This window comes from Stanieria cyanosphaera PCC 7437 (genome assembly GCF_000317575.1).
GTDB classification, from domain to species: domain Bacteria; phylum Cyanobacteriota; class Cyanobacteriia; order Cyanobacteriales; family Xenococcaceae; genus Stanieria; species Stanieria cyanosphaera.
The window spans coordinates 1-12,398 of sequence record NC_020052.1; the positions used below are offsets into that span (position 1 = coordinate 1).

The 12,398-nt window shown below is 31.6% G+C and carries 12 protein-coding genes; 10 read left to right on the forward strand and 2 right to left on the reverse strand.

Annotated elements, in window-relative coordinates; genetic code table 11:
• The first annotated feature begins 1,145 nt into the window (after positions 1–1,145).
• Positions 1,146–1,439 carry a hypothetical protein gene (locus tag STA7437_RS24455; protein WP_015328687.1) on the forward strand — a complete coding sequence of 98 codons (294 nt, stop codon included), beginning with the start codon at positions 1,146–1,148 and terminating at the stop codon, positions 1,437–1,439.
• Positions 1,440–1,482: 43 nt separating this feature from the next.
• Here STA7437_RS24455 and STA7437_RS24460 read toward each other — a convergent pair whose 3' ends face one another.
• Positions 1,483–1,812: a hypothetical protein gene (locus STA7437_RS24460; protein ID WP_015328688.1), complete on the reverse strand. Its 330-nt coding sequence runs from the start codon at positions 1,810–1,812 to the stop codon at positions 1,483–1,485.
• A 56-nt stretch (positions 1,813–1,868) separates the two neighbouring features.
• On the reverse strand, positions 1,869–2,123 hold the full coding sequence (locus tag STA7437_RS24465) for a hypothetical protein (protein ID WP_015328689.1): 255 nt from the start codon (positions 2,121–2,123) through the stop codon (positions 1,869–1,871).
• Between the two features lie 157 nt (positions 2,124–2,280).
• On the opposite strand from STA7437_RS24465, the gene STA7437_RS27835 reads away from it, so the two are divergent.
• The 9 genes from STA7437_RS27835 (at position 2,281) to STA7437_RS24510 (ending at position 12,057) form a co-directional block, all read left to right on the forward strand.
• On the forward strand, positions 2,281–2,418 hold the full coding sequence (locus tag STA7437_RS27835) for a ribbon-helix-helix domain-containing protein (RefSeq protein WP_407696437.1): 138 nt from the start codon (positions 2,281–2,283) through the stop codon (positions 2,416–2,418).
• Positions 2,415–2,918 (forward strand): hypothetical protein, encoded by a 504-nt coding sequence (locus STA7437_RS24475; protein ID WP_015328691.1) that lies wholly within the window; start codon positions 2,415–2,417, stop codon positions 2,916–2,918. The genes STA7437_RS27835 and STA7437_RS24475 overlap by 4 nt, the downstream gene beginning before the upstream one ends.
• Before the next feature lie 145 nt (positions 2,919–3,063).
• Positions 3,064–3,669 carry a hypothetical protein gene (locus STA7437_RS24480; RefSeq protein ID WP_015328692.1) on the forward strand — a complete coding sequence of 202 codons (606 nt, stop codon included), beginning with the start codon at positions 3,064–3,066 and terminating at the stop codon, positions 3,667–3,669.
• 2 nt (positions 3,670–3,671) lie between these two features.
• Positions 3,672–4,682: a telomere resolvase gene (locus tag STA7437_RS24485; protein WP_015328693.1), complete on the forward strand. Its 1,011-nt coding sequence runs from the start codon at positions 3,672–3,674 to the stop codon at positions 4,680–4,682.
• Entirely contained in the window at positions 4,675–5,373 is a 699-nt protein-coding gene (locus STA7437_RS24490; RefSeq protein WP_015328694.1) for a hypothetical protein, read from the forward strand. Before STA7437_RS24485 ends, STA7437_RS24490 begins: the two co-directional genes overlap by 8 nt.
• A complete protein-coding gene (locus tag STA7437_RS24495; protein WP_015328695.1) occupies positions 5,363–7,255 on the forward strand; it encodes a phage terminase large subunit family protein in 1,893 nt (630 codons plus the stop codon). The genes STA7437_RS24490 and STA7437_RS24495 overlap by 11 nt, the downstream gene beginning before the upstream one ends.
• Positions 7,255–8,061 carry a hypothetical protein gene (locus tag STA7437_RS24500; protein WP_015328696.1) on the forward strand — a complete coding sequence of 269 codons (807 nt, stop codon included), beginning with the start codon at positions 7,255–7,257 and terminating at the stop codon, positions 8,059–8,061. Before STA7437_RS24495 ends, STA7437_RS24500 begins: the two co-directional genes overlap by 1 nt.
• A 316-nt stretch (positions 8,062–8,377) precedes the next feature.
• Positions 8,378–8,812: a hypothetical protein gene (locus tag STA7437_RS24505; protein ID WP_015328697.1), complete on the forward strand. Its 435-nt coding sequence runs from the start codon at positions 8,378–8,380 to the stop codon at positions 8,810–8,812.
• 65 nt (positions 8,813–8,877) lie between these two features.
• The gene (locus STA7437_RS24510) at positions 8,878–12,057 is read left to right on the forward strand and encodes a hypothetical protein (RefSeq protein WP_015328698.1); all 3,180 of its coding nucleotides are present in this window, start codon (positions 8,878–8,880) and stop codon (positions 12,055–12,057) included.
• The last annotated feature ends 341 nt before the right edge of the window (positions 12,058–12,398 follow it).

Genomic DNA, 12,398 nt, shown 5'->3' on the forward strand with positions numbered 1-12,398 from the left:
ATAGGTGTCTTGTGTGGGTGTATAGGTGTCTTGTGTGGGTGTATAGATGTCTTGTGTGGGTGTATAGGTGTCTTGTGTGGGTGTACAGGTGTCTTGTGTGGGTGTATAGGTGTCTTGCGTGGGTGTATAGGTGTCTTGTGTGGGTGTATAGGTGTCTTGTGTGGGTGTATAGGTGTCTTGTAAAAGTTATTTTCCAAAAAAAATTTTTTTTCATAAATGTTGATTTTTTAGACAATCAACAAGAGTTATATATAGTGTCAAGTGTTTGTTGTAGAAATATTTTTAGGTTTAATATTTGGTGTTATTATTAACAGCGCGCCTCCGAAACAGCGCATTGTAAATTGCTAGTAAGTACCTTTTATTTTTGATAATTTCTAACAGTAATTATCTAATTTTATCTAGTTTTATATATTAGTTAAAAGCTTACAAGATTGGATATTGTTGGTAGAAGTTTGTCAATGGTTGAGGATTATTACTTAATATGCGATCGCATTTCATCTCGATTGAGAATAGCGATCTCGATCTCGATGCAGTATCTCACCAGCGCAACAATTTGGGGGTTTTTAGCAGTCTTAATAGGTTTTTAGGTATCAAACCTTATTCGAGACAAAATGATTGGCTTGGTGTCCAGATCGGGGGGGGTTTTCACAACCGCTTTAATCAGTTTGACAGATAAGTCCATAACCCCCCCTAAATACAGCATTTTCTGTCAAACAAAACTTAACAACTACAAAAATCAATTTGAGGTGACAGAAAAATCAAAAATCGTATTTTTCGTTGTAGCGTGTCTAAACTCAATCCTTGTATAAGGTTGAGGTGACAGATTTTTTTTTTGTAACAAGCTTTGTACATACCTTAAACCCTATCTATACGGTTGTTCTCAATAAGAAAAAGTATGCAGGGTTACAAACATACTAAACAAAGGTCTAACCTATACATATCAACACTTTTGCTTATTGACATATTGATAATAATCTATGATAAATTAAAAATAAATATGTAATATTCAATGATTTATACTACAAAAAAATCGACACCTATTTTGGTATCAATCTAATACATTTTTATATTTTCTTAAGAAAATCTTGACGTTTTTTTGTATTATAATGTATTATATAAATATCGCTTCAAAACTTTAATTAAATATGTACGCTACACAATCTTTTCTAACTGTTTCAGCAATTGCTGTTGTTTTTTACTATTCTCTGTTTATACTTGTCAAATTCAGCATCTTTATTAACGCAATCATTACAAAATCATGTAAAGCTATAAAACTTAAAAAAGTTAATGACTTTGCAAAATTTTTAGCTGGTGCAAATTATAATCGCTTATATAAAAAAGCTAAAGAACAAAAATTAGTAACTAAAAAAATACGTAAAGACCAATTATGTTTTATTCTTGCACAAAATATTTTATATGGTAGAGAACTATTCACTTAATATAAATAGTTCTCTAAAATTACTAAGCTATAAGTAGTAGAATTTATTTTTTACTATTAAGTATTCTATGAAATTCTTCATAACTTATAGTTTCAGCAATATTATGGTTTTTCCAGTTAACCTCTATTAAGAAATCAATGATATGACGATAGTTATTTTCAAAGCTATCTATATTGTCTTCGTCAAATGTTAATGCTTTTTGCAAAACTGTAAAATAATCGTGGATTTTAAGGCAATTATCTATAAGCTTTTCACTATGAGATGATTTGTTAACTTTTTCAGATACTAAGTCTGTATTAACCTTTGTAGAGGTTTGAGAGAACTTATCTGATACTCTACAAATCTTGCTCAAGATATTTTGTATCATGTTCATAGATTATATTTTCATAGCGATCGCACTAATGCTACTTAATGCGATCGCGTAATTATTTACTGATTTTCTAGAATTCGATCTATTTTGTTTTCAATAGTTGTAAGCTTTCTTAGAACTGTAGGTCTATCTTCATCTAAAGAACTAACTAGATTAGCTAGTCCTCGCTGTATTTGAGTTACTTGGCGTTGAGTTTCTTCTAAAAATCTAATTCTTTCCTCGTGTTCTAATCTATCAGTAACTCTTTGTTCAATCATGGCTTGAATTGCCCGAGAGTTCGATTCTACTACTAGTCTTAATTCCTCATCAGTCATTACTTACTCCTTATTAGTATCAACTTTAAATTTAATATATCATTTAAACGCTATCGTTACGCTATCATTGATAATGGTAGCGTTAAACCCTCTATATGATTGTGTATAGATGTTTAACACTGACTTATATATGAATGATACAGAGATGAAAAAAAGGATGTCTTTGTATTTGACACCATCCCTAAAAAAACAACTAGAACAACTTGCAAAAGTCAATAATCGCACTATGAGCAATATGGTTGAAGTTTTGATAATTGAAGCTATAGAAAAAGCTAAAACTAATAATCAAATATGACTAATACAGAATTTCTAAGAACCGCAGTTGAAATATCAAAAATTTTAGGTGTTAGCGATCGCACTATTAGCTATTGGGCTACAAATGAGGTTATAGACAAACCTGGAAAAGCTCAATACTGTTTAGTTTCTAGTTTTAACTACTATTACAATTCGTTGTTAGAACAGATTAGTAGTCTCGATGAAAAAATAGAGATTGCCAACAACAAATCAAGTAGTAAATCGTTACAACTAGAAAATATGAAACAATCAATCAAGGTAATTACTGCCAACGCAAAAATTAGAGAACACGAGCTAAAAATACTTGAGGATAGTCTAGTTAATGCCAAGGATGCCGATCGCGTATTCGCGCAAGCTCGTGAAAGTTTTCGTGAAATGTGCTTGAACATGGTTGAAGATATTTCTAAAGATATTGCCAAAATGAACGATCCTAATGAAATACAAGCTCATCTAGAAATTTCTATTAGAAAATTATTGTCTGAATTTTCAGTGACTTGTTAACCTTTTTAACTCTTATATATGTATAAGTATTTCATATATCGTTAAATATTTACTATAGTAATATTAATATAAAACATTTATAAAATACTTGTACAGTGATAAAGATAATGTTAGTATATAAGAGTAAGTAAAAAGGAGTTAACCAATGAGTAAGAAAATAAAACTAGGTAGTTTAATTAATGAAGACGAAAAAGCAATATTAGACCAATTAACCAAAGACCTAAATATGAGCCAGGGTGAGGTTATTGGTTATTTACTAAAAAACTATAGTCAATTAGAAACTAATAAATCTAGCTTATCGCTTGAAAGTTTTAGCTTATCTAACCTAGAAGAAACTGAAGTAAAAAAAGCTCTAACTAATAGTGAGATGCAGTTAGATGAAGTAGCAAAAGATGGTTTATTGCAGCGTTCGAGATATCTTAACAGCATTGCTGATAAACAAGCTCAACTAGAGTCAATGACTGAAGAGCAAATGCAAAAAGCTACTTTTAAAGGTGCTGCAAACTTTAAAATTGAGCAAGCTATTAATACCATCATCGAACATAACAACGCTCAATCAGAAAAATCTGATAAGGTTTGCATTACCAAAGGTATCATATTCAAATTAACTGGTAGCAACAGACAATCTATTAACAAATGGTTTGCTGAACATGAATTAATGATTAGCGACCATAACTTTAAGCATAATCTTACAGATATTGATAATAGAAAAGGTAAAGGTTTTTCGTTTGAAGAATTGTTAGGAGTATAAAAATGGCTATTGCTAGAATAGATGAATTTTTAGAAAAATTAGAACCTTTAACAAGTGCTATTGAGATTAAAGTTATCTGTAATCAAGAATTAGACTATTTAAGAAATGAGTTATCAATTGAAACTGTTTATAGTGTAAAAGGTTATCCTAATGGTGTTAAAGGTGATGCTCGTAGACTTAAAACCCAAATTTCAGCATACAGAAATGCTATAAAAACATTAGAAACTAATTATAAAAATAGTATTAGAAAAATAGTTAATGGTGATAAAGTTCTAGAACATAAAGCGTTGAAATATTTCAATCTTGCCAAGCATGAAAAAAATGATGTCAACCAACGCGATCGCCAAAGAGTTAGACAAGATAAAACCAATCGACCTAGTTTTAAGGCTGTTGATGCTATCGAATGTGCTAAGTCACTACTACACAGCGATAGCTACATTTCAAAAGTTGCAGGTTTATATCTACTTACTGGTCGTAGACATGAAGAACTATTAATAACTGGTAAGTTTGATAACCCTTTTTTTGATATAGAGAATGAGTCTTTAATTTCAGATTGGTTAGAGTTTGATATCGAATCATCGTTATTTTCAGGACAAGTTAAACGCAAAAATAATGATGATATTCCTTACAATATACCTTTATTAGCACCATTAGAAACAATTCAAGATGCTATTAATTGGTTGAGAATCAATACCCCTCATCAACCTGGACAAAGACCAAAAGGTAGTAAGGAATTGGGATTAAAAGTTAGAAAAGAGTTTCAGGATAACAAGCTTTTACCTATACCATCAGGAAAAGATACTTATCTCAATCCCCACAATCTCAGATCGGCTTATGCAGCTATCTGTTGGCAACTGTACCGTAACTCTGAAGCTATTTATAACTGTACTGAGGATATTTTTGTCAAAGCAATCATGGGACATACTGAAGAAACAACTCAATCGGCTCAAAGCTATTTAGATTACGAGTTAAACAATACTGAAATTGAAAAATTGATTGCTTACTATGGGTAAATGTCCTATTTGTATCTCTAATTTAAAATCAGATATTGAGACAATGATAAAGTCTGGTGCTAATAATCAGTACATTAGAAATTGGGCTAAAGAACGCGATTTAAAACTTACTTTAAAAGATATTATTACTCATAAAGTCAACCATAGTAAGCTGTTTGAGGTAAGTTCTTTAAGTGTTGTACGTCAAAAACCTGTACTTTTAAAATTAAATCAGATTGAAGAATTATTAGACGTAAGCTATGAAGAGATACTAAATTATCTTGCAGTAAATAATCTAAAACCAAATTTTGATGAAAAATACGATCTCATTGAAATGATAAGATTTTTCGTTACTGAATTAACTTTTGAAGTAAAAAAATTACAAGAACAGCTAAATTTTTTAGACCCATATAATCTGAAGTTAGCTATATCAAAACAAAAACAGGAAAAAATAGCAGTACGTACTAGATTATTAACAGCTATTGCTCAAATTCAAGAAATTAAGCTTTCAATGGCAACAGGTGAATTAATTTGCGATCGCGAACTCGAACAGCATTGGAGTTACTCAATAGTAAAATTCAAAGCCAAGTTAGAATCAATTCCTAATAAGGTCGCTCTAGAACTGTCTACAGTTGATACTGTTAAAGATGTTAACGATGTGCTTTGTAAGTTAGTCGATGAATCTTTAGAAGAATTAGACGATGGATGCTGATACCTTACTCAAGCAAGTTAAAAGTAAATTTCTCAAACCTGTAGCCAAAATTCTGGTAAGTGATTGGTGTGAGAAACATTTACAATTACCTCAAACATCGGCTGAACCTGGATTATGGAGACGCGATCGCGCACCTTATCAATCAGGATTGATGGATGCTGTTTGTGAGTCTCATGTTAGAAAAGTAACGATCATGACTAGCGCACAAACGGGTAAATCAACCATTTGTAACGCCATTATCGCTAGATATATAGACATCGATCCGTGTCCGATCATGTTTACTCAACCTACTATTCAGCTTGCTCAACGCTACAGTAAGGAAAAATTATCTCCTATGATTTCAGACATTAAAGTATTGTCTGACAAAATCATTCAAGCTGAAAGAAACGCAGCATCAACAATTTTAATGAAACTGTTTAAAGGTGGATTGCTATGTCTATCAGGTGCTAATTCTCCTGCATCACTAGCATCTATGTCGATTAGGCTGTTATTGTGCGACGAAATTGACAAATACCCTGCTAATTGTAACCACGAGGGCGATCCCGTCGATCTGGCAATTCAAAGAACTACAACTTATTGGAATTACAAAGTTATTCTGGTGTCAACACCTAGTATCAAAGGTGCTAGCAGAATTGAAGATAGTTACGAAAAATCTGATAAAAGATTATTTTTTGTACCATGTCCTCATTGTGGTTATAAGCAACATCTTGTTTGGGAACGCATTCAATATTCAGGTAAAGGTAGTAATGATTTTAATCCCGATCTTGGTGTTTACTATATTTGTGAATCTTGTGAGACACCAATAGCTGAAAGTTATAAATCTAGTATGGTGCGTTCTGGTGAATGGATTGCCACCGCTAAACCTGAAAATGCTAATCATGTAGGTTTTCATTGCAACAGATTGATTAGCCCTTGGGTTAATTGGATTGATATGGCTTATGACTATGAGACATCAAAGCACGATCCTTTACAGTTACAAGTGTTTGTCAATTCAAGTCTAGGATTACCTTTTGAGCATAACCTTGGTGATAGTCTTGATTGGGAAAAATTACACCAACGCTCTGAGGCTAGCACCTACCAACGAGGTCAAATTCCTGATGGTGTTTTAATGCTTACAGCAGGTGTTGATGTTCAAGGCGATCGCTTAGAAGTTTCAATTTGGGGTTATGGTCGTGGCGAGCAATCATGGTTGATCGACCATCATCAAATCTTGGGTAATCCTTTAGAAAATGAAGTTTGGCAACAACTTGTCAATGTTATTACTAAACCTTATTTACTTCCTAATGATTGCCAAATAAAAACGATTGCTACTTGTGTAGACTCAGGTTATCTAACTCAAGATGTTTACAACCAAGTACGTAAACTCAAACATCTTCATGTCTTTGCTATTAAAGGTCAAGCTGGTTCTGGTAAGTTATTTGTCAACCGACCACGACACATGGATATTACTCATAAAGGTAGGGTTATTCATAAAGGCATTCAGCTTTATGTTTTAGGTGTCGATAGTGGTAAAGAAGTTCTTTACTATCGAAGCAAAATTGAAACACCTGGAAGTAAATATATTAACTTTCCAAAAGGTTTAGATACTAATTACTTTCAAGGGTTTTGTAGTGAAGTACAAGTTAAAAAACATCGTGCAGGACAAAATTATTTTGTTTGGGAAAAACTAGCAGGTATACACAATAACGAGCCTCTAGATTGCGCTTTATATAGTTTAGCAGCAGCACATTTAGTAGGAATAACTAGAATGAATTGGTCACAATTAGAAGCTAGCTTTATTCCACCTATAAAACCTGAAAATGATAATGTTGATAATAAAAAAACAACTACTTTTAATAAGTCTATATCTTTAAAAAAACGTAATTGGAGTACTGATTTTTGATGATTGAACCTGTTACAGAACTTGAAATTGAATTTATAAAAACTATTTACAAATTACCACCTGTAAAAATTACTTTTTTCTTTGAAGCTAGTAAAGATCAAGTAGATCATTATAAATTAGAAAGTGCTTATTGGAAATGTATAGCGTTAGGATTACAAGCTTATTTTTCAGGTTTATCTATTGAAAGTTTTATTGAATCTCAGATTAGATTTAGACCTAATGATTTGATGATGCTTAATATTTACAAATGGATTAATTTATATAGCTTATTAAATTTTGGATGGTCTTATATCGAATCTTTTTATATAAAAACACCTTATATTTTACTTTCTACATACGATTGTCCTAAAAATAAATCAAAACCTGGTAATCCTGGTGATTCATTAAAATTTATATTAGAACAGTTATCTTATTATAGTTTTTCAAAATGTTTGCTACCTTACTATGTTTTTTCACCACAAGCTTTTAGAAAAGAATATTATATTTGGAAAAAGATATGTGCAAAAGTAGCAACTAATAAACCTTTAACAATATTAGAAAAAAACACTTTTAAAACTATTGGAAGTCATTATGACAATAGTTTGAGAGAACCATATATGGAAGGATTTTTTTTTCTTGAACATTTATTAGAAATATTGTCTAAATCTAAAAATAAACAGATAAAAAAATTACGTAAAGATTATTTAATATCAGTTTCAGAATGTCATGCTGAAATAATTAAGCTTAATCATTCTAGAAATAAACCTTCAGGTGAGTGTTGGGCTAACGGTAAGTATTTGGTAGGGAAAAAAGGTGGATATGCTTAACATTTCTTAAAAAGAAAAACCCACTTTTAGCAAAAACAGTCTCAAAGCCTTATATATGTACTATTTTGGATAGTGACATTCAATTTAAGATATTTATGTACTATATGCCTTGTTGGAGATGGGAATTACTTCCTGAAAAAATTGCGCTGGAATACATGAGTCTACACAAACGACTAATGGTATCTGAAGAATCTTCTAACCAATTGAAAATATCTGATTTTGATCGAACCTTACGAAGTGCGATCACGCAGTGCCAGCTTTGCTGATCGCTTAATCACTCAAAAAGTTAATAACCTTTTCACCAAAATTAAAAATCATGGGATTACAAGTCAAAACCGCCAATCAAGTTAAAGTTAACAACGATTACGCTATTGGAATTATTGCCAACATCAGTTTTATAGATGCTGAGGATAACGAATTTGAACAAGAACAATTTCAGTTCGATTTTTTAGTAGAAGGTACTGTAAAACCAGTCAATATCAAATTATGGACTGGTACTAAAATTAGCGGTCAAAAGTATAGTAATAATTCAGGTTGTGAATACTGCAAACTTACAGTTTTGTGTCTTCAGTTAGGTTTATGTACAGAAGCTGAAGTGATTGAAGCTTATGAACAAGGTAAAAACTTAAATATCGATCTTGATGTACTTAAAAATAAAACTGTCAAATTTAAGCTTCTCAAATCTGCCAAAAAGCGTAACCTTTCTCAGATTGACATTAAATCTCTTGAGCTAATCAAAACCATCAAGTAAAAAAAACAACGGGTACAACGCCAATTGTTACCCGTCAAAAACATAAAACTCTATTCCAAAATCTAATGCCTTATGCCGTTGATTTCAAGACTCTAAAAGCAGACATTTTAGAAAAACCTCTAAAATCATCTCTAGATATAACTTTTATAAATGAACTAAAAATTGTTTATGATACAGAATTTACTAATAGCGATCGCTTAAAAGTTGATTCAGTACAATTGTACTTACCTCAAATAAATTATCAAGTAGGATTATCATATCAACTTGAAGAGTTAAATGATAATTTTAATCCTATTAGCTATCCTTTAAAAGATTTAGGTATAGATGCTAAATTTATTGATGATGAGTCATTAAGAGTATTATTAGCTGAAATATATAATATTTATGAAAATAGCATAGATGGTTTAACTTCTACTCATGATATAAAAATAACCTTTCAAGAATCGTTAGATAGTGGTTTATACGATGAAATCTTAAGTTTGTACAACCTCAATCGTGAACAGCTTATATGTAAAAGACAAAAAGATAAAACTTACCATCTTGAAGTTGAATTACCTAAATTAACCATTGAGTTATTGGCTTTTTTTGCTGATGTCGATCTATTTAAAATTATTGGTAAAAACTGGCAACCTGTTTTTTTAGAAGCTTCTTTAGAGTCTCGTAGAGTTATCAAAACTAGTCGAGGTTTAATAGCTATAAATCCCCTATGGATTGATGGAAAACTCTATGAAATAGGCATTAGACTTCGTGATGCTATGAATCGATTTCCTGTTTTATCAGGTAGAGGTCTTGACAACCAGTGCAAAGTTTACCAAGCTGAAACGACTAAAATTAATATTGAGACTGAGGAATTAGCTACCAAACTAGGTCTAAAATCTACCTCGGATATCAAAGCTAATATGAGTTTGCTACGAAAATTCGATCCTGTTTTATTTGCTCTTTATGGATGTACAGATGTTTTAGCTACTGACAAACTATCTGAAAAGCATCAAGAGTTATTAGACAATATTCGTGGCAATTTTGGACTAGATACAGTTGAGGTTAAAGATACCACTGGCTCTAATGTTGCTAAGTTTATCAATGACCTTTACCACAAGCATTTTAACCCTGACAACGATAAAGATAGAACTAAAACCATTCAAAAGTATAAAGCGTTAGGTCAAGCTAAAAGTATTCAAAATGCTGAACTGAATGATTTTGGTATTCAACCCTTAAGAACTGTAGGAGGGTTGCTATATACAAGATGTCAACGTTATCCCTACATAAAAGGTTTGCTTGGTGATTTAGACATGAGTAGCTGTTATGCTACCCGTCTTTGCTCGTTGACTATATTCCTAGGTCAACCTGTAATCACTACCTATAAAGAGAAAAAATACAAACCTACTCTTAGAGAATGGCTTAAATTTATTAAAAAAAATAGCCCTAGAGATGGTTGGATTGTTAGGGTGTCTGGCAAGTTAACCGAAGCTATCAATACTATTATTCTTAGCGATCTAGACTTTAAACCAAAGCAAGTTAAATTTAAAACTGTCTTTGATATCGATCCTGGTAGAAAGTCAATCAACCTGTTTAATGCTTTCAAAGTTAGCAACAAAGAAGCTGAGTCAACCTTGCTGACCAAAGAAATTAAATTTGGTTTAATCAATGCCGATCTATGGGATTGCATCAAACTATTACCAAAAATTTGGATTGATGAGTATTTAGATTTATTAGTAGATTGTGCGGTCTTTGTTCCCAACGAAATGATTTGTCAATCTGTTGATGAACTTGAAGCTAGAAAACCTTTTTATCCTCAAGAACCTATTTACGAGTCAACTAATGATAAGGGTTGCAAAATCAATATTAAACATTATTGTCAGGATAATCTTTGTTTAGCTTTTCCAATTGGTGATTACTATCAAAAACTTAAGAGCGAACGCAGTGCTTATAAGAAACAAGGTAATCCTATACAGGAAGTCTATAAACTATTTCTGAATAGTGGTTATGGTGCGTTGGCTTGTGAAAATTTACCAGTCAACAACTTACTTGCAGCTAACCAAATTACAGCATCTCCGAGAGCTACAGCTTGGTTGATGATTAATGCTCTCAACGGTTTTCAGGTTATTACTGATGGTTGTACTTTCAACTGGAAATCAGTACCAGTAGGTCTTAAGTTTAAGGATATTATTGAGAATAATCCTGACTACTTGTTAGATTATCAACCTGCGATCGAGTCTAGATTGGCAAAAACTGAAATAAATCAAGATTGGGTTGAAGCTAATTTTATTCAACATTTACACGATTTCTATGATGTAGGTAAAAGTCACGTACCAAGCAATCGTTACGGTTACGAGTTAAAAGATGAACTATTCAAAGATAATCTTGGCAATGATGTAAAAACTACCCTATTTACTGAGTTTTACAATACTGGTTCGGGTAACTACTGTAAAGGTTTAGATGGTCAGCATATTCTGATCGATGGTACTGAGTATGACTTTTCAGAAGAGTTTAAAAAGGTCAAAGCAAGGTCATTTAAGGGTAGTGATAGTAATTTACTCAACTGGTATCTTGACTGCCTTAAAAACGGTTATAGAGAGCCTGTAATTTACTCAGAAAATCAGATTATCAAATTTGGTGAAGGCAACCGTGAGGCTATCAAATTTTTAGAGTCAGGAATTGATAGGTTAGCTCATCCTATGGGGTTCTCTCGAAAAGTTTTCAAAATTATGAAACTGATTACGCGATCGCAGTTTCTCTTTCAAAATGAAAAACAGCTACGTAACTTTGAAAGAGTCAATCAACTAGGTAAACTTGATAATTTATCTAAAAATTTTCTAACTTACAGTTTTTGGAAAAAGATTAAGTTAGAAGACTTAGAACCTTATGGTGTTACTGAATTAATATCAAGTATAAACTATTACAATTTTGCTAAAGCACATACGGTAGGTGTAGGTTTTGAATTATTAGCAGTAAATAATAGTAATAGTAAATCTCAGACTTCAATAGAATCTGTAAGAAATTTAATTACAGATAGTATTAAAAAAGGTAATGAAGAGTTTAATTCATCACTAAACTTGGATAGACATTTAGATAGTGGTAACAAATTTAAACTTCTATTTGCTGCGTTAATAGTATTAAGAGCTAATGAAGAATATCGACTTAAAACTAATTTAATAGAGTCAGCTAACGAACCTACTATAGTTGCTGTGACACCTGAAAATATTTGTCGCTTTTCTGAATTACTAAGTACTCCAGAATTTTCTTAAGAAAATATAAAAATGTATTAGATTGATACCAAAATAGGTGTCGATTTTTTTGTAGTATAAATCATTGAATACTACATATGATTTTTTAGCTTATCATAGACTTTTATCAACATGTCAATAAGCAAAAGAATTGATATGTACGGTTTATACCTTTGTTTAGTATGTTTGTAACCCTGCATACTTTTTCTTATTGAGAATGACCGTATAGATAGGGTTTAAGGTATGTACAAAGCTTGTTACAAAAAAAAAATCTGTCACCTCAACCTTATACAAGGATTGAGTTTAGACACGCTACAACGAAAAATACGATTTTTGATTTTTCTGTCACCTCAAATTGATTT